Genomic DNA, 21,548 nt, shown 5'->3' with positions numbered 1-21,548 from the left:
TGGCCCCCGGGGGTGGATCACGTGAGGATCGGCGAGCTGGCCAGGGCACGGGGACGACTCCCCGTGCCCTGCGGCACTACGAACAGGCCGGTCTGATCAGCTCCGAGCGGACCCCCAACGGCTATCGCGCGTACGACGACGGGGCCGTGGTGCGGGTCCGGAACATCCGCTGCCTCCTCGCCGCCGGACTCACCCTCGACGACGTACAGGTGTTCCTGCCCTGCCTGGACGGCGATGTGGCCGCCGCGCCGCCCTCGGAGAGGGGGCTGCGGGTGGCGCTGGAACGGATGGCCGTCCTCGACGCACGGATCGCCGCCCAGACCGAGGCCCGCGACCGGCTGCGGGCCGCCCTGCGGCACGGGTCCGGCGACCGGGTCCGGCCCGTGGCCTGACCCGTGGCCCGACCCGGCCGGCTCGGCCCCCGTTCCTCCGGCTCAGTCCTCCAGACGGGTGAGCCAGGCGGTGAGGAGCCTTTCCAGTGCCGCCGCCTCCTCGGGCGTCACGAGGTCGAGCAGCCGGCGTTCGTTGCTCATGTGGTCGGTGAAGGCACGGTCGACGAGGTCGCGGCCGGCCGGGGTGAGGGCGACGATGCGGCCTCGCTGGTCGTCGCCGGCGCGGCGGCGGGTGACGAGCCCCGAGCGTTCCAGACGGTCGATCCGCTTCGTCATCGCACCGGTGGTGACCATGGTGTGGGCGGCGAGCTCGCCCGGTGCCCGTTCGAACGGCTCCCCCGCGCGGCGGAGCGCGCACAGGACGTCGAACTCCCCCTCGCCGAGCCCGTACCGGTCGTAGACGAGGCGGAGCTCCGCTCCGAGGCGGTCGGCGAGGCGGTGCAGCCGGCCGATGACGCCCTGGGGGCCGACATCCAGGTCGGGCCGTTCGCGCCGCCAGTCGGCCTGGATGCGGGCCACACGGTCCGCGGCAGGCCCGTACTCCCCGGACGGCTCCGCAGACGGCTCTCCGGGTGGGCCCTCGGACGGCTCATTGGCTTCCATGGAAGGTATATTACCTTCCATGGAAGGTAATACGCGCTGGGTGGCCGTGACCGCGGTCGCGCCGGTGGCCTGGGGGGCCAACTACTTCGTCACCCACGCGTTCCTGCCGGCGGACCATCCGCTGTACGGGGCCGCCCTGCGGGCACTGCCGGCCGGCCTGGTGCTGCTGGCACTGTGCCGTCGGCTGCCGCGCGGGGTCTGGTGGGGCCGGTCCGCGGTGCTCGGGCTGCTCAACGTGAGCGTGTTCTTCGTCCTCGTCTTCGCCGCCTCGCAGCTGCTGCCGACGAGCGTGGCCTCCACCGTCATGGCGGTATCCCCGCTGGTGATGATGCTCTCCGCCTGGGCCCTGGTGGCCGAGCGGCCCGGCGCCGCCCATCTGGCGGGCGCCGCGATCGGGCTCGGCGGGGTGTGCCTGATGCTGCTCGGCGGAGCGGGCGGGATCAGCTTTCCGGGCGTCATGGCCTCGGCCGCGGCGGTCCTGGTGTCGTCCTTCGGCCACATCCTCACCAAGCGGTGGAACACCGGCGGCGAGCGGTCCGCCGAAGGCCCCGCCGGTGCCGCCGGTGCCGGCGTGCTCGCTTCGACGGCCTGGCAGCTCACCGCCGGGGGCCTGCTCCTGCTGCCGGTCGCCGTGGCCGTGGAGGGCGCTCCGCCGCCGGTGTCCCCGGCGGCGTTCCTGGCGTTCTGCTACGTCGGGCTGGTCGCGACCGCACTGGCCTTCGCGGCCTGGTTCGCCGGCCTCCGCCACCTGCCCGCCGGAACGGTGGGTCTGATCGGGCTGCTCAACCCGGTCACGGGTGTCCTGCTCGGGACGGTGGTCGCCGGCGAGGTGCTGACGGGCCGGCAGCTGGGCGGGCTGGCGCTCGTACTGGCCGGTGTCGCCCTCGGCCGTCCCGGGGGCAAGGGCCGGCGGGCCGGCCGCCCGCACCGGCGGGACACGGCCGGTCCGGGCGATGCCCCGCGGGCGGACGATTGCGCGGTGGGTTCGCGCCAACAGCACGCCTTCCGCTGGACGGTTCCCACCGGCCGGTGTTCCGTGGTCCCGGGCTTCGCCGGGTGGCGGAGTCGTCCGGCGGGGCCCGGGGACGGAGGGGCTGACCAGCCGGTCTCAGGAGGTCGGACGGCCCCGGTCGTCCGCCGACGGATCAGGGGGCAGGGATGGCGCGAGCGGGGCGCCCGCAGGGGGCCATGAAGGGCGCGACGGGGGCGGCGGACGACCTCGCCCGGTTCTTGGTCGACCTCACCGCAGGGCTCACGGTGCGCGAGATGGCACAGCGGTACGGCGGGGGGAAGACGAGCTGGGGCGAGTACCGCTCCGGGACCCGGATCATCCCGCTGGGCCGGCTCAACGCGGTGGTACGGGACCGGGTGCGCGACGGGCGGGGTCGCGAGGCCATGCTGCGCCGGGCCGGACGATTGCACGACGCCGCCCTGGTCGCCGGGGCGGACGCCGAGCCTCCGCCCCGGCTGGACGAGGCGTTGCGGCGCGCCGAGGCGGATCTCGCGGAGTCGGAACGGATCGTCCGGCAGCTGGCCACGGTGATCGCCACGCTGCTCGCGGAGCGGGAGGGCGCCGGGGAGCGGCCCCGGCGGGCGGGCGCGGCGGAGGATCCGTCGGCGGAGGATTATGCGGAGGATTCGTACGCGTCGGAGCCGTATGCGGCGGATCCGTCGGCAGCGGGGCCCGAACAACGGCCAGCCTCCGGGCGGACGTCCGGGCCCGGGCCGGTGGCAGCGGGCGGGTTGCTGGACCGTGCGATGGAGCAGCTCGCCGCAGCGTGGGCCGTCCGCGCGGCGGCACGGCGGATCACCGCGGCATACGGGAGGAGGGCGCTGCCTCCGGGCGGCGGCGGGCTCGCACGCGAACTGGCCCGGACGGCAGACGTGCTGGAGTACGTGCGAGGGGAGGTGCGGCGCCTGGAGCACGAGGTGGACGAGGAGTGCCGCGCGTACGAGGGGCCGATCGAGGGGGTGGTCCTGGAACGCGTCGATCGGCTGACGGCGGCGCCGGTCACCGTCGCTTCCACCGCTTCCCCCGCTTCGGCCACCGCCTCCCGGGCCGCGCTCGCCGTGGCCGCCCCGCCGGTCGCGCGGGCCGTCACGTCCACCCGCGCGGGTTTCGTCGCCGCGGCGGTGCTCGGCGTCGTCGCGATCACCGCGGCGGCGCTGGTCGTCCTCGGCGGGCGGCAGCCGCTGGTCGTCCCGGTCGGGGCAGGCCCGGACCGGCTGCAGGCCCCGGCCCCCGGCGGGGCGCCGACCGGCCCGGTGCCCGGTTCCCCGACCCCGTCGGCCGGGCCGTCCGGCGCCGCCCCCGCGCCCGCGTCGCCGCCGGCCGAGCGGCCGCCCGCCTCGCCGCCGCCCACGTCCGGTCCGGCGTCCCCGCACACCCTCGCACCAGCCGCGGGCGGGCCGACCCCGCCCACTGCCACGGCCCCGCAGTCGCCTCCCCCAGCCGGTGCGGAACCGTCCGTACCGGCGGCCGGTCTGGTCCGGCTGGCCAACACGGGCAGCCGCAGGTGTCTGGCCGTACCCCGGGACAGCGCCACTCCCGCCGACCCGCTGGGCCTGGCCGAGTGCGGTGAGGACCACGAACAGCTGTGGCACCTCACGAAGGAGTCCAGCGGCACGGCCGGGACCGTCTACTCGATCCGCAACCGGTTCAGCGGCCTGTGCCTGTCCGTGGACGCGGCCCGGGTCACCAACGACGCCGCCGTGACCCAGTACCTGTGCGGGGACCGGCAGGGTCTCTTCCCGGACCAGTTGTGGACGATGCGTTTCCACGCCGCCTCCGCCGCGTGGCAGCTGGTCAACGTCAACAGCGGCAAATGCGTGGCGGCCCGGGTCGGCGGCGGGACGAACGATCCCGCCTTCCAGCAGGACTGCCGTGAGGACCCCTGGCTGACGTGGCGGGTCTGACCGACAGGCGTTCGTCGCTCTCCACGGCGCCGCAGCCGCCGCACACCGCGCTGCGGCACCGGGGCGGGCGGGGAAGTCGTTCCCCCGGCCACCCACTGCCTCATCCGGGTGGCAGCTTTCCCCCTTCCGGGGATACGGGCTGGTCGCATGGGGTGAATGGGGCGTGCCGCGCGTTTCCCGACACCCTGCGGGAGGCGTTGATGAGGATGTGAATACCTCAAGCACCGCCCCGATACTGCCCGCCCCGCTCGCGACCGAGGCTCCGCCCACCGTGCACGACTCGGGCGCGGACACCGCGCCCGGCGTCATACTGATCCGCTCCTGCACCACCCTCGGCGCCACCCTGGTCGTGCACCTCGCGGGCGAGATCGACCACTTCAGCGCCGCTCCGCTGCGGGCGTTCCTGGCCTCGGCGGCCGACAACGGCATCACCGGCCTGGTGCTGGACTGTTCGCGGGTCACCTTCTGCGACTCCGGCTTCCTGGCCGCATTGGACTGGTGGCCCCGGCAGGGACGCCGCCTCAGGCTCACCCATCGCTCCCGCGCCGTGGAACGCCTCCTGCGCGCGGCAGCAGCATCGCTGTCTTCTCCCTGCAAGCCCCTGATCCACGCGCAGCAGACCGCCCCGCGCCTGGGGCCCACGGGGTAGGCGACGGCCGGGTGGTGGGGCCCACGGCAACCCGCGCGCCCCACCACCCGGGCCCAGACACGGCCGCAGGCACGGGCGCGGCTCAGCCCTCCGTCCACGCGCGGAGCTTCTCGGGGTTGCGGACCGCCCAGATGCGGCTGACGCGGCCGTCGTTGATCTCGAACGCCGCCACCGTCACCGGTACGCCGGTGTGTTGGGCGACGAGGCCGGGCCGGCCGTTGACCCTGCGCTCCACCAGCTCCAGCCCCCGGGCCTTGTCCGCGATGTGGATCAGGTACTGGGCGATGCTCTCGGCGCCCTCGACCGGGCGCAGGACCGTACCGACCATGCCGCCGCCGTCGGCGGTCATGACGGCGTCGGGGTCGAGGAGGCCGACGAGGGCCTTGATGTCCCTGGACTCCCACGCCTCCTTGAAATGCCGTACGAGAGCGGCCTGTCCCGCGACCGGGGCCGCCGGTGTGCGTCCGGCGCGGATGCGCCGGCGGGCCGATGACGCCAGTTGCCGGCAGGCCGCGGGCGTGCGGCCGACGATCTCCGCGACGTCGGCGAAGGGGTAGCGGAAGACGTCGTGCAGGATGAACGCGACGCGTTCGGCCGGTGTCATGGCCTCCAGGACGACGAGGAAGGCCATGTTCACGGACTCGTCGAGGGTGACCTGGTCCGCGGGGTCCGCCGGTACGCGGCCGCCGCCCGCTCCCCCGCCGGCGGACCACTCCCCCCGGTCGGGCAGCGGCTCGGGTATCCACGCGCCGACGTAGCGCTCCCGCCGCGCCCGCGCCGAACCGAGCACGTCCAGGCAGATCCGGCCGGCCACCTTCGTCAGCCAGGCGCCGGGTGACTCGATGGCTTCCTGCTGCTCCCGCGACATCGCGTACCAGCGGGTGTACGTCTCCTGCACGACGTCCTCGGCCTCGGCCAGTGAACCGAGCAGGCGGTAGCCGAGGTTGATCAGTTGGCGCCGCTCGCCGACGATCGCGTCCAGCTCCGGTGCGGACTCGTGGTGCCGGGGCTCGGATGGGGTGCTCATGGTCGCGGCTGCTCCCTCGCTCGTCTCGTCGGTTTCTCTCTTCACGCTCCGACGAAACACGTCACCGAAAGGTGAGGCCGTGCACCGCCTCACATTTCACGGGCCTGCGTCGTCGGATCGTCGGACACCAATGATCCACAGCCGCAAGGCAGAAGAGGGGACCGCATCATGGCCGTGCAGACGACGACAGCACCCGGCAGGTTCACGTTCCAGCAGATCGCGATCGGCTTGCAGACCTTGGCCCTGCTCTTCCAGGCGGTCACCGCCGGGCTGTTGCTGTCCACGTCCTACGGCGAGGTGCTGCACGGTGTCGGGGCGCGGGTGATGTACGGCGCGTCGATGCTGTACGTGCTCGCTGCGGTACTGGCGTGGCGGCCGGGCGGCGGATCGCCGCGGCCGATCCTGCACGCGTCCGGATTCCTCGCACTCGCCTCGCTGCAAGTGGTCCTCGGCATCGCGCGCATGCCGGGACTCCATGTCCCGCTGGGCGTCGTGATGTTCGCCCTGAGCGTGCTGGCCCTGCACCAGTCGCTGTCAACGCGGCCTGCCGGCACGGCCTTTCGCGCCACCCCGTGAGCGCGGCCTGCCCGGCCGAACGGGCCGGGCAGGCCGGACGGGCCACGGATCAGCCGAAGCTTCGCCGGTGTTCCCGGCTCTGCTGCGGTGGGATGTTGCGCAGTCGGCGGGCAGGGGGCCGCCCCGGGCCGGTCCTGCGTGGGTCCTCGTCACCGGCTCGGCCTGCGGTCTGGTCGGGTTGCGCGGGTGCCACCGCCGGGACGAGCGCGATCACAGCGATGACCGCCGCCACCACGACGAGGATGACTGCAATGCTCACGGACATGAATCCCGCCTTTCGCCTTGACCTTTACACCTTGTGGCTACTCAGCGTTTCCAATATCCGTCTGATTAAACACGGTAAGTGATGCGAGGGCGCGTCTCCTTGGCGCACTTCACTTCTGGCAGGTGAACGTCACGGGCCCGCTCCGCGCGCTCATCTTCTGGTCGGGCAGGTGCAGGGTGACGTAGACGCTCACGGTCGCGGCGTTCGGCCGGGCCGGTACGTCGGCCACGTGCAGCAGGGCCTGTGTGGTGGTGTCTGCCGCGAAGTCGGCCGAGCCGGGTGAGACCGGCTTGGAGCCGGCGAACGTCCAGTGGAAGCGGACCTTCCCCGGCCCCGTGGCCGTGATCTTGCCGTCGAACTCCGCCGTGGTCGGTTTGGCGCAGTCGATGACGGTCCCGGGCGGGGTCAGGACGACCACCTCGACCTTGCTCACCTTCACGCCCTGCTTGCCGCTGCCCGTCTTGTCGGCGGGCACCGCGGCGCACCTGACGCGTACGTCCTGCCGGGACCCGGCGGCCTTGTACGTGACGGTGTACGCGCCGTGGCGCACGCCCTGCCGGTCCAGTTGGCCCTTGCCGTTCACGGTGGCCCGGAAGGACGTCTTCGGTCCGTCGACCCGGACGGCCTGGTTCGCGGGGAAGCCGCCGAGGTGGAGCTTGTAGCGCGCGTCGCCACCCGGCTTGCCGCCTCCGCCCACGAGCAGCTCGCACGCGGCTGCCGCAGGTGCGGTTCCCGGTCGGGCCGGGCGTGCCTGGGCGGCGAAGGCGGGCGTGAGGCCGACGGCGGATGCGAGCAACGGTGCCGCGAGAAGCAGAAGACGCCGGTGCCGGTTGGTCTGCCGGTGCATCGTGCTGCCCTTCGTGAGGAGAGCCCCCGGGAGACGACATCAGGATTCAGGATATCGGTCACCCCGTCGCCCGGCACGTGTGGAAGCGGCTGGAGCGTACGTGGCCGAAGGACGCCGGGAGCTGCGGGATCCCGTGGCCCGGCCGCACGGTCAGCCTCGATCCGCCGTAGTCGGGCTTGTTGTACACGGTGACGCAGCGGCCCCCGCGTACACCGTTCGCACTCCTCGGCCCGGCCGCGTTCCACACCGACGCGGCATCGTTGAAGCCGACGTAGGCGGTCGTCTCTGGATACCGGGGCATGTCCTGCGCGGCCAGGCTCGCCACACCCGTGTAGGCGGGGCCGGTCCATCCGCACAGCCATCCCGGATCGCAGGGCGGGGCGGGGGCGGCGAGGCCTCCGGAGCCGGCCCGTGCCGTTGCCGTGGGCATGGCCGTAGCCGTGGGGGCGGAGGCCAGCAGGAGGCACAGGGCACCGACGGCACTCAGCGTTCTCGTCCGCGCCCCGACGGCTTCGGGACACCTGGTCACAGGACTCGCCTCCCGGCTGGTGAGGGACTGACGCGCTGCACACCTCCATCCCACCTCCCGCCCACGCTGATCGCACGTCGTTCGCCGCGGCCGTGGCGCGCGGGGCGGCTCAGGCGAGCGAGAGCAGGCTCCGGGCCAGAGCGCGCAGTTCCTCGTCCGGGTGGACCTCGGCGAAGGGGACGGCGGGGAGCAGGCGCAGCGGCGAGAAGGCGAAGGAGCGGAGGGTGGGCCGGAGTTCCTCGGGGACCTGGCCGATCGCGGCGAGGGCCCTGAGGGCGCACAGCCCGACCGGGGTGCTCCCGACCAGCGCGGCGAGGACCGGGACGGCACGCTCCGGGGAGCCGGTGACCTTGTGGTGGGCCTCGGCGGCCGCCATCCGGGTCCACTCGTACCGGGCCGTCAGCAGCGGCTCGATGAGCGGCAGCAGCGGGGCGGCGGCGCTGCCGAGCGGCTGGAGGCTGCCGAGGTGCCAGTGAACCGGGCCCTGCGCCGACAGCAGGCCCTCGAAGACGCGCAGTGCCGGATCCGCCTCACCGGTCAGACCGTGGTGCGCGAGAGCCGCCGCAGCGCTGAGCGAGGGGTCGCTGCTCCGCACGGCCTCGTCCAGCAGGGAGATGGTCTCCGGCGTCACGACGCCGCCCCGGCCGATCTGGCGGGCGGCCACGACGGCCGCGCGCCGGGTGCGCAGGCAGTCGAGGAGCTCCGGCTGTGCCGGGCGCGCGGCGGTGCCGAACTGCGCCAGGGCATCGATCAGTGCGATGGCCTCGTTGCCCGTGGCCCCGTCGGCGAGTGCGCGGCGTACGAGGGGAACCAGCCGGTCGGCGGCCTCGGGAAAGGCCGTGGCGGCCGCTCTGAGCGTCTCCGGGCCGGGGTTGCGCAGGACCAGTTCCAGGGCGCGGGGGTCACGCGAGCGCACCAGGGCGAGGAGCGCGGGTGCGGCCGTCTCCTCCTCCGTGCGGGCGTAGCGGTGCAGCGTGTCCCTCAGCTCGGCGCCGGGGGCGGGCAGGCGCTCGATCCACTCGCTGATGGTGGTGAGGCACCGGGCCGTGCCGCGGGCGTCCCGCTGGTGCGGCAGGGCGGCGAGCGCCAGGTCCAGTACCTCGGGCTCCCGGTCGCGCCAGGTCTGCAGGATCTGGGCGCCGAGCCAGGATCCGCGCGAACCGGTGTCACCGGCTTCGATCCAGCGGGCGGCCACGGTGAGGCCGGCGTCCACGTCGCGGGTGAGGAGGCGGGTGAGGTGCTCGTCCGATGACCAGGTGCCCGTCCAGGGGAAGTCGTCGGTCCCTGGATCGGGTTCGGCCCCGTCCTCGGCGAGGACGTCCACCAGCCGTTTCTCGTACGGCGGCCCGGAGCGCTCGGCGGCGAGCATGGCCGCGGCCAGCCTGACCTCGGCGAACGGGCTGTCGTACGCCTCGACTTCGCGGCCGAACCGGGTCAGGACCACCAGGGCGTCCGCCCGTACCACCGCGAGGGGATCGGTGGTGTACAGCTCCTCGACCCGGTGTTCCGCCGTGGCCCGCCACTCGGCCGGCAGCAGCCCGGCCACGGCGGCGACCACGCGGAGCGCCGCCCTGCGCACCGCGCGCTCGGGGTCCCCCAGGCAGGGCAGCAGGTCCGGGAGCACCCGGGCCAGCTCGGCGCAGATCGCGGCGACCGAACTGCCGGACCAGTGCGGCGACTCGGTGTCCTCCGGGTCGTGGTCGGCGAGCACGGCGAGCAGCATCAGCACCTCGTCGCGTCTGCCGGGGGCGTGGAGCACGGCGTGGGCGAGGAAGGGGACGGCGGGCGCGGAGGCCGGATAGACGGTGCCCTGGTGGTGGATGTTGCCGTAGAGCTCGTAGATGGCCTCTTCGACCGTGTCGTCGTCGTCCGCGTAGAGCGCCCTGATCAGTTCGGGCACGTCCGCGGCCGGGCCGTAGGCGTGGGTCAGGTCGTGCCACGGGACATGGTCCAGTTCGGCCGGAGATCTCATGGTGGGGGCGCTCCTCGGTGATCAAGTCTGCCGACCGTACCGATCACCACTGACAACGGGCGGCGAGCGGGGTGAGCGTCAGGAACCCGGTGATTCCGCCCTGCTGTACGGAGAGTTGCGATCAGCGTCCATCAGCAGTAGAGAGGAAGAGAGGCGTTCTTCGCCTGATCCCAGTTCTGGGGATGGTCCCCGTGCCCAACACAGGCCCGTGGTCATGGGTTCTGATCGGCGTGTTGCTCGCTCTCGGGAGCCTCGGCGCCGCAGGAGCGGTCTTCGCCTGGAAGATGGCCGTCCGAGAACCGGAGTCCGAACCCCGCATAGAAGTACTCGCGGGTATCGGTGGAGGCCTTGTCACCGGCATCGTCATCGGACTGTCGGCCTTGTTCCTGGAACAGACCATCGGCGAGTCACAGAAGTACGCGACGTGGAGGGCGAACATCGAAATCGCCCAATCAATACCAGGGTTCACTCCTGACGGCCGGAGCATCAAAGGCATCAACTTCAGTGGCAAGGATCTGCACGACGCCGACCTGCGCAAAACCGATCTGAAGGATCTCAGGTTCAGGGAGTCCGACCTCAGAGGAGCGAACATCAAAGGAGTTTCGCTTCAAGGGGCAGAACTGATCGGCGCCAACCTCTACGAGGCCACGCTGCTCGGGGCAGACCTCGAAGGCGCATCGCTGCACAGCGCGAACCTCACTCATGCCGAGTTGGACGGTGCCGGTACCTCGTTCCAGGGCACCAAGGTGAACGCGTACACCTGTTGGCCGAAGGGCATGCCGACCAAGATGCTGGCTCACGTCGTCGTGCAGAAATTCTGGGACGAGGCGACCGGAAAGATGCTGGGCCCGCAGGAGGACATGCAGGACGGATTCAAGGGAGGCCAGCAAGCTCCGAACTGCACACTGTGGGACGGCAGCAAAGAGCTCCGCTGAAGACCAAGGGCATCGAGGCCGCCCGCCGGCGGTACGCCCTGGCTACTCCTCGCGCTCCCAGGCGATCAGCTGCTCGAACACCGGCCGGTCGCCCTCGACCTTCAGGTCGCTCTGTTCCGAGACGGGTGTGGCCGCCCTGGCGGCTTGCTCGATCTTCGCGCAGTGCGCCGCACGGGCTTCCTCGTCGATCTGCTGCTCGTGTTCGGGACGCAGCCCGGTCCGGCCGTCGAGGCCCTCGCGCAGGATGTCGGCGTGCCCGGCATGCCGGACGGACTCGCCGAGGACATGGACCACGACGGCGAACAGGTTCGTGTCGGCATGAGGCTCCGGCCACCACGGCACGTGGCCGGGGGCGTCGAGGGGAAGCTCGCTGATCGTCGCGTCCGAGTGTTCCCACGTGCGCCGGTAGAACCCGATGATCTGGTCGAGGGTCTCGTCCTCGGTCGCCCACAGATCGCTGCCGTCGGCGTCCTGCCACCGGGGCAGCGGCTCCGGGGAAGGGCGGTCGAAGACCTCGCCGAAGTACCTGGCCTCGACGGTGGCCACGTGCTTGACCAGGCCGAGGAGGTTGGTCCCGGTCGCTGTCAAAGGCCGGCGGGCGTCGTAGTCGGACAAGCCGTCGAGTTTCCACAGCAGCGCCTCGCGGTCCCGCCGCAGTCTCCCGTGCAGGTTGTCCTTCGCGAATTCATCGATCATGCGGCACGAGCCTGCCATGGGCTGCCCGCGGCCTCAAGATCCCCTACGTGGTCCGCAACGACCGGTAGAGCGGGGGCGGCCCGTGCCTCGTCTCGGAGGCCGGCGACCTGCGCCAGGTGCCGTGTCGTCCGAGCCCCGGCTCATCCACATGGGTGACAATGGAAGGAACGGGGGGAGTGGAAATGGAATTCCTGGTGGTCCTGGGGATCGGTCTCGCATGGGGGCTCTTCCAGGCCTGGCGCGGCGGCGCATTCGGTGGCCGGCCGGCGCAGCGTCGACAGCGGTCGCGATCGTGGAAGAACGACGGTGTCAGCTTCTCCTGCGGGAACGATGCGTCCTGCGGCGGAGGCTCCTCCTGCGGTGGCGGCGGAGGCGACTGAGCGCCGCCGCGCTCGCGGATGCTCCCCCGGACGGCGCAGCGCGACCCCGGTCCGGGTGCGTCGGGGCGTCGGGGCGTCTGACGCGCATACGGCGTGCCGGCCCCCGGACCGGATGCGGTCCGGGGGCGCGGGCTCAGCCCCTGCGGCGGCGGTTGCGGGCGACGATCGCGCGGGTGATCACGGGCGGGAGCAGGTCCTTGGCCAGCTTGCGCCAGCGGGCTCCGGGCCTGCGCGCGGCGGCGGGAGCGGGTGCCGGTTCCGGCTGCGGCGCGGGGTGCAGCGGCTGCGGGGGTTCCGGCGCGACCACGCCCTGGTCACCGATGCGCACCATGGGGCGGCCGTCGATCACGTCCACTCCGTGCCAGAGGTCGGTGCGCTCCTCCAGCCATGCGCGCAGTGCCGCCTGGTGGGGCTCCGGGTCGCCCCAGGTCGCGTAGAGCTTCGAGGCCGAGACGCAGATGGGGTGCAGTCCGCCCGTGACCACGGCGGTCCAGACGGCGGCTGCGACACCGGGGCAGTGTTCGGAGCGGTAGTCGTCGAAGACCACCACGGCATCCGGGGTCGCGACGAGGCGCGAGGACGCGATGTCCGTGACGACGTGCTCGTAGAGGTGTGAGGCGTCGACGTGCACGAATCGGCAGCTCGTCGGCTTCACCCGGTCGGCGACGACCGAGGTGGGGGCTTGGATCAGTGTCGGCAGCGCCTCGTGGAAGGCCAGGTAGTTCGTCTCGAAGCCGCGCCGCGTGAGCGTGGGGTAGGAGCTGCGGTTCTCCGCGACGTTGAAGTCGTCCGTCGCGGGCGAGTCGAAGAGGTCGCAGACGGTGAACTCCTCCCCGGGCCGGAGGTACCGTCCGAGGAAGATCGCGCTCTTCCCCATGAAGGCGCCGAGCTCCAGCAGGTCGCCCGGCTGCCCCTCACCACTGTTCTGACGTGTCAGGAACCAGTCGAAGAGCACCTGGTCGTACGCCGAGAACCATCCTTTGACCTCGCCGTACGTGGTGGGGACGAGCGGGGTCGGCTCACCGTCTGGGGTGGTGACGGAAGCTTGTGAAACGTGCGACACGGAGAGTCATCCTCCAGCGGAGTGGCATCGATTTTCACGCTGATACCCGGCCGGGTAACGGAACCCTAAGCCCTGGGCGGACGTGTGACGAGATGTGAGCGGAATTGACTGTGATTCCTGTCCGGGGCACCCCGTGCGCCCGGAGTCGGGCCAGCGGCGGCCGCTCGACGGCGGCGTTGCGGACGGGCCGGGCCCGCGCGGCGGTCGCCGGCGGGTACGACGCCTCGTACCGCCTTCAGCAGGCGCAGCGACCGCTCCTGGCGCCTCCCCGCGCCAGCGCAGCCCTGGCGACACGAGGCCCGTGCTCGGCGCGGCCCGGGCCGGTGTCCGCGTGCGGGCGGGGCCGCCCCCACGACACATCTCCCCCGCGTCCCGCGCCGCGCGGAACCACAGCCCGTGGTCGGTGAACGCCGTGCCGCCGGCGGCCACGATGGCGACGGACAACGGCGCCGGCCGCCAGTCGGCCCCGAGTCAGCGGCCGACGGTGCTCCAGTCGGCGCGAGCGGGCGGCACCGATCGTCCGGCGGCATGCTCGCGAAGGCGGCGGGTCAGTTCCGGCAGATCGTACGCCGGGAAGCTCACCTGGAGCAGGTGCAGTCGGAACTGCGAGGGCACGGTGTCCTCGTGCATGGCCCAGTCGATCGGCTTGACGGTGACGTCCCAGGCGTCCGGAGCCGCCCAGTGCGTCATCCGGACGTAGAAGGCGTCCCGCGGACCCGCGTTCGCAACGGCCGACATGAAGGCGAGGCCGCTGTCGACGGGGAAGTCGATGAGCATCCAGCCGCGCCGGGACTCCACCCATTCCGCCATGTGCGGCAGCTTCTCGGGCCAGTCCGCGTTGCTCTCACCGATGTCCTGGCAGCAGGTGAAAGTGTCGAACCCGCACTCCCAGATCGCCTCGATCGTGGACGCGAGCTGCTCGTCGATGTGCGCGTTCAGGTCGCCCACCTCGACGACGACGGTTGGGTGGGTGCCTTCGTAGGACGTCATCGAAGGAGCATAGAAGCGGGGTACGACACACCGGGGGGCGGGTTCGCCGTGGAGGCAGGCACCGCCTTGCGGGACGTCCGTGGCGCTCAGTCGTCGGCGATCTGCAGGGCCAGTGCGAAGTGCTCACCGTCCGTGCCCGCGAGCAGGCTGTCGAACAGTGGGGTGAGCCCGTTCACTGCGCCGCAGTCGACGTCGTGGTTGGTCCACCAGCTGGCCTCGGGCCCCAGCAGGGAGACCACTCGGGCAGCCGCGCGCTCGGCGCTGTCGACGGGCTGGTGCCGGTGGCTCGGCCAGACCAGGTCGACGGCCGCGACCTGGGCCAGGAAGGAGGCGGCCCGGTGCGTCTCCACCGGTTCCAGACAGGCGCAGATCTCAGGGACGGACAGCGGGGTGTACCCGGGCAGGAAGCGCCGCCAGGCCGCGTCCCCCGCCATCGTGGCCAGCAGTGCGCGGACCTGGGCCGCGAGCTCCGGCAGGTCGGCTTCCGGATCAGTGAAGCGTCCAGCCGCCACGTACACGCGCATCGGCGTGGACAGTTCTGCCATGCCGGCTTCCAGCTCGGCCAGGACCCCCATGGACGTCACAGCGTGATTCTGCCGCAGGCGTCGCCCTCTCCTCGACCCGCCCGTGGCCGCCGGGAACTGGTCACGAACCGTCGGTGTCGACTTCCACGAAGAAAGGGACGGTGCCGCGTCGGGCCGGGCCGGTCTCGGGTGAAGCGTTCCGCAACACCCTCAGGGCACGTTGAAGAGGACCTTGTCGTCGTCCGACGAGGGGTCCGCCCGCTTGAGCCTGGCCCTGACCCTCGCTCCGAGCCGGAGCTTTTCGCCGTTGGTCGAGGTGATCTTGGCCAGGACTGCGGGTTCGGCCAGGTACACCTTGCCCGAGAGGGGATCGTTCCGCTCCGCGTCGGTGTCGATGACCGCAGCGTCGAACACCTCGCCCTCGCGGTGCCTGAGCGCCATGGCCTCGGCCAGGTCCACGGTCTGCCGGTCCGCGACACCTCCCTTCGCCCGTGCCATGTCGCACGGCAGGCAGTGCAGGGCGTCGAGCACCCACTTGGGCGGGGGCTTGTCCGCGCACGCCGCCACGCACAGCTCACCGGTGTACCGGTCGACCAGGCGGCGCAGCGGAGCCGTGCAGTGGGCGTACGGGGCCGCGATCGTCTCGTGCTTGGTGTGTTCCGGCGTCTGGTGGTCGCGGAAGACGGTGTACTCCGCCCTGGGCATCGCGGTGGTGGCCTCGGTGAGGAAGGCCATGTGCTCGTGCTTCGTCGGATCGAGCGTGCGGACCAGCGTGGCGTACGGGACGCCGAGGTCCCAGTCGATGCCCAGGCACTTGGCGATCTCGTGGAGGCGACCGACCACCTGGTCGGACTGCTTCTTCTGGGTCCGCAGGATGCCCGTACCGCTGTCGATCATGATCTGGGCCGCGGCCATTCCGGTCATGAGGGAGATCTGCTCGTTCCAGCCCTCCACCGGCAGCATCGTCACGTAGCTCAGGCGGAACGCTCCGTCTTGGAAGGTGACCTCCTGATCCGGCAGGTTCACCGAGATGCCCCCGCGCTTGATCTCGACGGCCTCAAGCAGTTCGCCGATCTCGCGCAGCAGCGTGAGGGACTCCTCGGCCGTGCCGTTGTCGATGGCCTGCTGGACGTACTGGTAGCTGAGTTTGGCCCGGCTGCACACCATGGCCCGGCTCACGGACGATTCGGTCACGTTGCCGGCGGCGTCGAGGTCGTGCTGCCACAGGAGGGCCGGGCGGGGCTTGCCCGGCAGCAGGCTGACCGCGTCCTCGGAGAGCACGGGCGGGTGCAGGGGCACCTTGAGGTCGGGGAAGTAGAGGGTCTCGATCCGGTCATGCGCTTCGGCGTCCAGGGGGCTGCCGGACCTGACGAACGCGGCCACGTCGGCGATGGCGTAGTACACGCGGAAGCCGCCGCCGGCCCGGCGCTCCAGGTGCATGGCCTGGTCGAGGTCTTTGGAGGTCGACGGGTCGATCGTGAAGAACGGCAGGTGGGTGGCGTCCTCGTGGTGCAGTTGCGTTTCGGCCACTGCCTTGTCGGCCGCTTTGAGTACGCGCTTGGGGAAGGCCAGAGGGATCTTCAGCTCCGCACGGAGTTCCACCAGCGCGGGGCCCAGGGCGTCCAGGGCCTCGTCGGACATGTGCATCGGGCGGCGTCGCATGCCCCGAGCGTAGGGCGCCGGTCACGGACCGGCGCGGCGAGCGGGTCCGGGCGGCGGAGCAACCGGCTCCCCATGCGGCCTGGTGCCGGCACCGCCGTCCAGGGCGTCGCTGCCGTTCTCTCCGAAGAGGTCGTCGTTGCCGGCGGCGCCCTGCAGGACGTCGCTGCCGTCGCCCCCGCACAGCAGGTCGTCGCCGCCGCGGCCGTCGATGACGTCGCTGCCGCCCAGCCCGAAGATCGCGTCCCGCCCGGCGGTACCGACCAGGATGTTGCTCCGGTCGTTGCCGGTGATGACGTTGAAGCCCTGGGCCTGCAGGACGACGGGGCTGGTGCCACAGGTCACGGCCACGCGCGGCACGGTGTAGGTGATGGTGACGCTCGCGGTGGCCACGGTGGCGGGAGTGGCACTCCGTGTGGCGCCCAGAGGGGTCACGAACGACGACCCCGCGCCGCCCTCATCCGTTCAACCGGACCCCATCTCTCCGGCACCCTCGGACGGACATCATCCCAGGTGGTGACCATCGCACCCGGTCGCCGGGCTGCTCGCGTCCATGGATCCGGAGCGAAACGCTCAACTTTTGCGCCTGTCGTTTGCCTGCGGCCGTACGAGCGTGCACACTTGCGCGAATTCCGGTCGGGCGCAGCGTCGCACCCTCATGACGGATGTGCCCGGGGACCGAGGCCCGGGGCATCGGCAAGCCACACGGGAGCACGTGTTGAGTACACCTGGTACCACCCGCCAGCAGCATCTCCGAGACCTCAGCGACGGGGAACTCTGTGCCCTGATGCGCGGGCAGGCCTCGGACTCCGATGCGGCGGCGGTCAGCGATGTCATGGACGAGGTGTTCGCCCGTCACCACCCCTCGGTGCTCGCCTACGCCCGCACGTGCTGCCGGGACGCCTCCACCGCCCAGGACCTCGCCGCCGAGGCGTTCGCCCGGACCTACCGAGCCATCGCCTGGGGTGCCGGACCCGAATACGCCTGGCGGCCGTACCTGTTGACCTGCGTGCGCCGTCTGGCGGCCACATGGGCGCGGGATGCCGCCCGTACGCGGCTCTCCGACGACTTCGAGGAATGGGCCGCCCTCCTCTCGGACGGTGAGGACGCCGCGGACGCCGTCTTCGCGGCAGAGGAGGGGTCGCTGGTCCTGCGGGCCTACCGGTCGCTGCCGGAGCGCTGGCAGGCCGTGCTGTGGCATGCCGTCGTCGAACACGAGCCGGCGGCAGAGACCGCAGCACGTCTCGGGATATCGGCTTCGGGCGTCGCCTCGCTGGTCGCGCGTGCCCGGGAAGGCTTGCGGGAGGCGTACTTGCGCGCACACCTGGACCAGGCCGCGAGCGAGGAGTGCAGGCATTACGGGGGGCAGATCGCCGCCAGGCTGCGCCGACCGGGAACGCGCCTCACCCGGGACCTGGGCCGCCACCTCCAGGGGTGCGACGGCTGCGCACGGGCCGAGCGCGACCTGCGCGATGTCAACAGCCGTCTGGGCGTGCTGCTGCTGGGCGGAATCCTGCTGTGGAACCCCGCCTCGTTCCTGTCGGCCCTCGGTGGCGGCGGCACGCATCTCGCCTCGGGCGCACTGAACGCGCAGCTCGCCGGAGCCAAGGCCGGCGCCGTGAAATGGGCCGCTGCGGCAGCGGTGGCGGGAACGGCGGCCACCGTGGTCGCCCTGTTGCCGGCCGACTCCGAGAGCAACGGGTCCGTCCGGGTCGCGGCTCCCGCCGGAACGTCCGCGGCCCCGGGCGGCCCGCTCCCGGAAGCCACGCCGATCATGGCCATCGGGTCGGCGGCCTTCGCCACCGCCCCTGCCACACCACCGCTCCCCTCCGCCTCCACCGCCTCGGCCCCGGCCCCGGCCGTGCCGACCTCCGCGTCGCCGTCGACGGATCCCACCGGCTCCGCCCTGGTCAACGTGGCCTCGGGGCTGTGCGTCGGCCTTGGCGGCCCCGGTTCCGACGGCCCGTTGCAGCTCGAGAAGTGCACCGGAAAGGCCAGCCAGGGATGGGAGCGGCTGCCGGCCCGTCAGAACACCTACCAGCTCCGCAACACGGGGACCGGAACCTGCCTCGACGGAACGACCGGCGGCGGGAACGTCGCCGAGGTCACCCTTCGCGCCTGCCGGACCGGCGCGGACCGGCAGGCGCAGCTCTGGCGGTTCGAGCCGGACGCGCAACCGGGCACCTACCGCGTCTGGTTCGTGCCGAAAGTCCCCCGGAGCGACTACGCCGACCATCTGCTGGGCCCGCGGAACTGGCCGAAGGCCGACCCGCCGCGACCGGGATCGGAGATGGTGCACCTGCCCAACTACTACAACTCCGCCAACCTGGTCTTCGCCCTGAGGTGACTCCCGCGCGGTCCGGCCCCAAGCGCCTCGGCTCCCTCTCGGGCCGCATCCCTTCCGCGCGCCCGGCGGACGTAGGGCGCCGGTGCTCCCGGGAGCCGGCCGACCGGTGGCTGTCGGCCAAAGCCTGCAACCAGTGTTGTGAGTGCGACAGTTGGGTCTGAAGGGGCTCGCCTTCGGCGTGCCGGTGGGGGCTGAGCTGCGCGGATCCGCTCCTGCGGCCTCGTACTCGGCTCGCGAGGGGCCCTCTGGTGCGGCGCCGACTGCCGGGCGTTTTCGGGCAGTCGGGTGATCGCGGGCTCGCACTCTAGCGGATGGAGGTCCATATCCTGCCCGAATACCTGATGTTCGCCACGTCCCCGGCGTTCGGCGCGTAGCGTCCCTCCCGTCCAATCCCGGCCGGAGATGGGAAGCCGGTCAGGGGCGTGAAGCAACGAGGAGGCTGCAACGATGGTGAACGTGGAAACGTCCCTGAAAGAGGCGATGACCTCGATCGAGGGGAGCGTGGGAGCGGCGCTGGTCGACTACACGAGTGGCATGGCCCTCGGCACCCTGGGGGGTAGCAAGGAGCTGGACCTGACGGTCGCCGCCGCCGGGAACACCGATGTGATCCGGGCGAAGGCCCGCACCATGGAGATGCTGGGCATCAAGGAGGACATCGAGGACGTACTGATCACCCTCGGCAGCCAGTACCACCTCATCCGGCTGCTCAAGGGGCGCGGAGGCAACGGCCTGTTCCTGTACATCGTTCTCGACAAGGCCAAGTCGAACCTGGCGATGGCCCGGCACCAGCTCAAGCGCATCGAAGCGGACCTGGAACTTTAGCCGCCTCCTGTACCCCGACTCTTTTTTTGCCCATGAGTTGAAGAAATCTTCAACTCGCCACATCCGAATGTGGTCACCGAAGAGTGGGGCGGGGCCGGGGTACAGGAGAATGGCTGGTCATGGTCACCGGGGGCGGGCGCGGCGACAACGGGCGCCGTCCCCGTCCATTGGTCAGAAACCGGGTAGGAGCGTTGCCACATGCAGGTCCCGCTGTACCAGGCCAAGGCGGAGTTCTTCCGGATGCTCGGACACCCCGTCCGGATCCGTGTTCTCGAACTCCTCCAGAACGGCCCCGTACCCGTGCGCGAGCTGCTGAACGAGATCGAGATCGAACCGTCCAATCTCTCCCAACAACTCGCGGTACTGCGCCGATCCGGCATCGTGATCTCCATACGCGACGGCTCGACGGTCAGTTACGCCCTCGCCGGTGGCGACGTGGCGGAACTCCTGCGAGCCGCACGGCGCATCCTCACCGAGCTGCTGGTCGGACAGAGCGAGCTGCTCGCCGAACTCCGCGACGCCGACACCTCGGTCCACACGGGTCCCCCGCTGTAGACCGGCCGTGCGCGCCGCCGGGGCACCTCGAAAGGGCCCCGGGCGGCGCGGGGTGCCGGCTCTGGCAGCGGTCAGCCCTGGCAGGCGTCAACCCTGGCAGGCGTCAACCCTGGCAGGCGTCAGCCCTGGCAGAGTCCGCGGGCGTAGTCGTACGTCGCGGTGGCCTGGGAGTAACGCCACTGCGGGTCCAGCAGGTCGCTCCTCAACTGTGCGGCCGCGGCCGGGCTCTCGACGACGTAACCGAAGTCCTGCAGCCACGACGGGTACAGGTTCTTGGAACCGATGTAGAAGGCCGACCCGTCCACCGAGACCAGCTTGTGGTGCTGGGCGTAGGGCTTGCCGTCGGCCCAGGTCGGCTGGTCGGAGGCACGGAACGTGGCCAGCTGGAGGTTCTCGCAGAGGGCCGTCCGCGTCCGGCCGCCGTCACCGGTCAGGGCCGTCACGCGGCCGCGCAGGGCGTCGCTCACCTCGGAGAGCGACTTGATCTGCGAGTAGCCGCCGCTGCCGATCGTGCCGCGGTTCGCCGGGTCGCTCACCACGATGCGGACCTTCACGCCGGAGACGAGCTTCGCGGCGAGGGCGTCGTAGAGGCGCACGTCGTAGCGGGGCAGCGGCGGGCAGGTGGCGTGCACGTCCTGCTGGGAGATCTCGATGTGCGAGGTCGCGCTGGAGACGAGGGCGCGCAGGGCGCTCTCCTCCGGGTTGACGGTGTCGTAGTCCCGGTCGGCGTTGGTCTTGTCGGGCACCCCGATCCCGCACTTGGTGTCGCCGGCCGTGGGCAGGAGGGGGCGGAAGGAGGAGGTGGGGTCGTTCTGGCGGATGCCGACGCCGAGGCCGCCGACCGCGAGCGCGGGTACGTCGCCACCGCCCTCCGCGGGGGCCGGCCGGGGCAGGGAGGGCATGCAGTCGGCGCCGGACGAGGCGGCGAACCAGACCGAGCTCCAGTTGCCCTTGTTGCGGCAGGTCCAGTCCCACAGGGAGTCCAGGTAGCGGCCCGCGGAGCCGGCGGCGGGCCCGGACAGCGCGAGGTCGACGTCGCTGACCGGGTGGGTGGTGTCGAGGTAGTCGTCCTTCCAGCTGTTGATGCCTCCGGTGATCACCGAACCGCCGTCCACCACGATCAGCTTGGAGTGGTTCCAGGAGAAGGAGGTCTTCGAGGTGGTCATCGAGGCCACGTTGAGGGAGATGTTGGCCGCGGCGGCCGGCCCGAGCTTGCCGAGCAGCTCGTCGCGGTAGGACGAGGGGATCACCGTCGAGTGGTAGACGGGAGCGGCGCCCACCATGATGCGGACCTTGAGCCGGTTGCCCTTCTGGGCGGCCTCCTTCAGGCCCGCGACGATCGCGTCCTGGTAGCCGCCGTTGGGGAAGGGCGCCAGCGTCGATATGTCCACCGTCTGCCGGGCGCCGGCGATGTCCTGGCGCATCTTGTCCAGGAGGCGGCGCGATCCGGGCCGGTCGGTGCAGGCGGCATCGCCCCAGCAGCCGGGGGTCTGGAGCAGCCAGTCGGCGCCGCCCGGGGTGGAGGAGCCGAGCCGGTTGCCGGCGGTGCGTTCCCAGACCGAGCCCTCCAGGCCCGGCGAGACCTGACGCAGGGTCTGCTCGACCGCGTCCAGGTGCGGTGTGGGCGCTTGCGCGGCGTACGCGGGGGCGGTGGCGGTGGCGCCGAGGAGGGAGAAGCCGAGTGCGAGGGCCGAGGTGGAGACCAGGGCCGTCCTACGGACGGTGCGTGCCAATGTGGTTCCTTGACTGGGGGGTGGCTCGGGCCGGGAGCGTGGGTCGGCCACGCCTCCGACCTTGATCA

The 21,548-nt window shown here is 71.8% G+C and carries 20 protein-coding genes and 2 pseudogenes; 9 read left to right on the top strand and 13 right to left on the bottom strand.

Annotation, left to right across the window (positions count from 1 at the left end; genetic code table 11):
• The first annotated feature begins 21 nt into the window (after positions 1-21).
• Positions 22-392 (top strand): annotated as a pseudogene (locus IG86_RS38480) (MerR family transcriptional regulator).
• 42 nt (positions 393-434) lie between these two features.
• Here IG86_RS38480 and IG86_RS0107860 read toward each other — a convergent pair.
• Complete coding sequence (locus tag IG86_RS0107860; protein WP_030817828.1) at positions 435-911, bottom strand: MarR family winged helix-turn-helix transcriptional regulator; 477 nt, start codon at positions 909-911, stop codon at positions 435-437.
• 103 nt (positions 912-1,014) lie between these two features.
• Between IG86_RS0107860 and IG86_RS0107855 the strand changes: the two are divergent.
• The 3 genes and pseudogenes from IG86_RS0107855 to IG86_RS0107845 all read left to right on the top strand — a co-directional run.
• A pseudogene (locus tag IG86_RS0107855) lies at positions 1,015-1,917 on the top strand (EamA family transporter); the annotation flags it as partial.
• Positions 1,918-2,183: 266 nt separating this feature from the next.
• Entirely contained in the window at positions 2,184-3,911 is a 1,728-nt protein-coding gene (locus tag IG86_RS39770; protein ID WP_157854787.1) for an RICIN domain-containing protein, read from the top strand.
• A 208-nt stretch (positions 3,912-4,119) separates the two neighbouring features.
• Positions 4,120-4,560: an STAS domain-containing protein gene (locus tag IG86_RS0107845; RefSeq protein WP_030895815.1), complete on the top strand. Its 441-nt coding sequence runs from the start codon at positions 4,120-4,122 to the stop codon at positions 4,558-4,560.
• An 82-nt stretch (positions 4,561-4,642) separates the two neighbouring features.
• Here the strand turns inward: IG86_RS0107845 and sigJ are convergent, their stop codons facing one another.
• Positions 4,643-5,587 (bottom strand): RNA polymerase sigma factor SigJ, encoded by a 945-nt coding sequence (sigJ, locus tag IG86_RS0107840; protein WP_030895811.1) that lies wholly within the window; start codon positions 5,585-5,587, stop codon positions 4,643-4,645.
• Between the two features lie 168 nt (positions 5,588-5,755).
• Between sigJ and IG86_RS0107835 the strand changes: the two genes are divergently transcribed.
• The gene (locus tag IG86_RS0107835; RefSeq protein ID WP_030895808.1) at positions 5,756-6,163 is read left to right on the top strand and encodes a hypothetical protein; all 408 of its coding nucleotides are present in this window, start codon (positions 5,756-5,758) and stop codon (positions 6,161-6,163) included.
• Between the two features lie 49 nt (positions 6,164-6,212).
• Here IG86_RS0107835 and IG86_RS42900 read toward each other — a convergent pair whose 3' ends face one another.
• The 4 genes from IG86_RS42900 to IG86_RS0107820 all read right to left on the bottom strand — a co-directional run bounded on the left by IG86_RS42900 (position 6,213) and on the right by IG86_RS0107820 (position 9,776).
• A complete protein-coding gene (locus IG86_RS42900; RefSeq protein WP_157854786.1) occupies positions 6,213-6,422 on the bottom strand; it encodes a hypothetical protein in 210 nt (69 codons plus the stop codon).
• A 115-nt stretch (positions 6,423-6,537) separates the two neighbouring features.
• Positions 6,538-7,224, bottom strand: a complete 687-nt coding sequence (locus tag IG86_RS0107830) for a hypothetical protein (RefSeq protein ID WP_208864246.1) — start codon at positions 7,222-7,224, stop codon at positions 6,538-6,540.
• Positions 7,225-7,333: 109 nt separating this feature from the next.
• Positions 7,334-7,705: a peptidase inhibitor family I36 protein gene (locus IG86_RS0107825; protein ID WP_078848339.1), complete on the bottom strand. Its 372-nt coding sequence runs from the start codon at positions 7,703-7,705 to the stop codon at positions 7,334-7,336.
• A 208-nt stretch (positions 7,706-7,913) separates the two neighbouring features.
• Complete coding sequence (locus tag IG86_RS0107820; RefSeq protein WP_030895803.1) at positions 7,914-9,776, bottom strand: hypothetical protein; 1,863 nt, start codon at positions 9,774-9,776, stop codon at positions 7,914-7,916.
• Between the two features lie 191 nt (positions 9,777-9,967).
• On the opposite strand from IG86_RS0107820, the gene IG86_RS39765 reads away from it, so the two are divergent.
• The gene (locus IG86_RS39765) at positions 9,968-10,711 is read left to right on the top strand and encodes a pentapeptide repeat-containing protein (protein WP_157854785.1); all 744 of its coding nucleotides are present in this window, start codon (positions 9,968-9,970) and stop codon (positions 10,709-10,711) included.
• Between the two features lie 42 nt (positions 10,712-10,753).
• Here the strand turns inward: IG86_RS39765 and IG86_RS0107810 are convergent, their stop codons facing one another.
• The 6 genes from IG86_RS0107810 to IG86_RS39760 form a co-directional block, all read right to left on the bottom strand.
• On the bottom strand, positions 10,754-11,407 hold the full coding sequence (locus tag IG86_RS0107810; protein WP_244305802.1) for a DinB family protein: 654 nt from the start codon (positions 11,405-11,407) through the stop codon (positions 10,754-10,756).
• A 513-nt stretch (positions 11,408-11,920) separates the two neighbouring features.
• Complete coding sequence (locus tag IG86_RS0107805) at positions 11,921-12,850, bottom strand: class I SAM-dependent methyltransferase (RefSeq protein WP_030895796.1); 930 nt, start codon at positions 12,848-12,850, stop codon at positions 11,921-11,923.
• Positions 12,851-13,321: 471 nt separating this feature from the next.
• Positions 13,322-13,840 carry a hypothetical protein gene (locus tag IG86_RS0107800; RefSeq protein ID WP_030817858.1) on the bottom strand — a complete coding sequence of 173 codons (519 nt, stop codon included), beginning with the start codon at positions 13,838-13,840 and terminating at the stop codon, positions 13,322-13,324.
• A gap of 86 nt (positions 13,841-13,926) precedes the next feature.
• The gene (locus IG86_RS0107795; protein WP_234316123.1) at positions 13,927-14,415 is read right to left on the bottom strand and encodes a hypothetical protein; all 489 of its coding nucleotides are present in this window, start codon (positions 14,413-14,415) and stop codon (positions 13,927-13,929) included.
• 159 nt (positions 14,416-14,574) lie between these two features.
• A complete protein-coding gene (locus IG86_RS0107790) occupies positions 14,575-16,026 on the bottom strand; it encodes an RNB domain-containing ribonuclease (protein WP_037941999.1) in 1,452 nt (483 codons plus the stop codon).
• Positions 16,027-16,047: 21 nt separating this feature from the next.
• Positions 16,048-16,416, bottom strand: a complete 369-nt coding sequence (locus tag IG86_RS39760; protein WP_030895789.1) for a calcium-binding protein — start codon at positions 16,414-16,416, stop codon at positions 16,048-16,050.
• Between the two features lie 325 nt (positions 16,417-16,741).
• Here IG86_RS39760 and IG86_RS39755 point away from each other — a divergent pair, with 325 nt between their 5' ends.
• From IG86_RS39755 to IG86_RS0107770, 3 genes are all read left to right on the top strand, one after another.
• Positions 16,742-18,370 carry a sigma-70 family RNA polymerase sigma factor gene (locus IG86_RS39755; protein ID WP_159042568.1) on the top strand — a complete coding sequence of 543 codons (1,629 nt, stop codon included), beginning with the start codon at positions 16,742-16,744 and terminating at the stop codon, positions 18,368-18,370.
• 447 nt (positions 18,371-18,817) lie between these two features.
• Entirely contained in the window at positions 18,818-19,192 is a 375-nt protein-coding gene (locus IG86_RS0107775; RefSeq protein ID WP_030817869.1) for a hypothetical protein, read from the top strand.
• Between the two features lie 198 nt (positions 19,193-19,390).
• A complete protein-coding gene (locus IG86_RS0107770; protein WP_030817872.1) occupies positions 19,391-19,747 on the top strand; it encodes an ArsR/SmtB family transcription factor in 357 nt (118 codons plus the stop codon).
• 119 nt (positions 19,748-19,866) lie between these two features.
• Here the strand turns inward: IG86_RS0107770 and IG86_RS0107765 are convergent, their stop codons facing one another.
• Entirely contained in the window at positions 19,867-21,480 is a 1,614-nt protein-coding gene (locus tag IG86_RS0107765) for a phospholipase D-like domain-containing protein (RefSeq protein ID WP_030895783.1), read from the bottom strand.
• Positions 21,481-21,548: the final 68 nt, after the last annotated feature.

The sequence above is a fragment of the Streptomyces virginiae genome, from assembly GCF_000720455.1.
In the GTDB taxonomy this organism is placed as follows: domain Bacteria; phylum Actinomycetota; class Actinomycetes; order Streptomycetales; family Streptomycetaceae; genus Streptomyces; species Streptomyces virginiae.
This window is presented reverse-complemented; position numbering and strand designations above follow the sequence as displayed.

Bases quoted from the DNA above. Each gene is read 5' to 3' on its own strand.
- IG86_RS39770 (WP_157854787.1), top strand. From the start codon at position 2,184: ATGAAGGGCGCGACGGGGGCGGCGGACGACCTCGCCCGGTTCTTGGTC.
- sigJ (WP_030895811.1), bottom strand. From the start codon at position 5,587: ATGAGCACCCCATCCGAGCCCCGGCACCACGAGTCCGCACCGGAGCTG.
- IG86_RS0107835 (WP_030895808.1), top strand. From the start codon at position 5,756: ATGGCCGTGCAGACGACGACAGCACCCGGCAGGTTCACGTTCCAGCAG.
- IG86_RS0107825 (WP_078848339.1), bottom strand. From the start codon at position 7,705: ATGCCCACGGCAACGGCACGGGCCGGCTCCGGAGGCCTCGCCGCCCCC.
- IG86_RS0107820 (WP_030895803.1), bottom strand. From the start codon at position 9,776: ATGAGATCTCCGGCCGAACTGGACCATGTCCCGTGGCACGACCTGACC.
- IG86_RS0107810 (WP_244305802.1), bottom strand. From the start codon at position 11,407: ATGATCGATGAATTCGCGAAGGACAACCTGCACGGGAGACTGCGGCGG.
- IG86_RS0107800 (WP_030817858.1), bottom strand. From the start codon at position 13,840: ATGACGTCCTACGAAGGCACCCACCCAACCGTCGTCGTCGAGGTGGGC.
- IG86_RS0107795 (WP_234316123.1), bottom strand. From the start codon at position 14,415: ATGGGGGTCCTGGCCGAGCTGGAAGCCGGCATGGCAGAACTGTCCACG.
- IG86_RS0107790 (WP_037941999.1), bottom strand. From the start codon at position 16,026: ATGCGACGCCGCCCGATGCACATGTCCGACGAGGCCCTGGACGCCCTG.
- IG86_RS0107775 (WP_030817869.1), top strand. From the start codon at position 18,818: ATGGTGAACGTGGAAACGTCCCTGAAAGAGGCGATGACCTCGATCGAG.
- IG86_RS0107770 (WP_030817872.1), top strand. From the start codon at position 19,391: ATGCAGGTCCCGCTGTACCAGGCCAAGGCGGAGTTCTTCCGGATGCTC.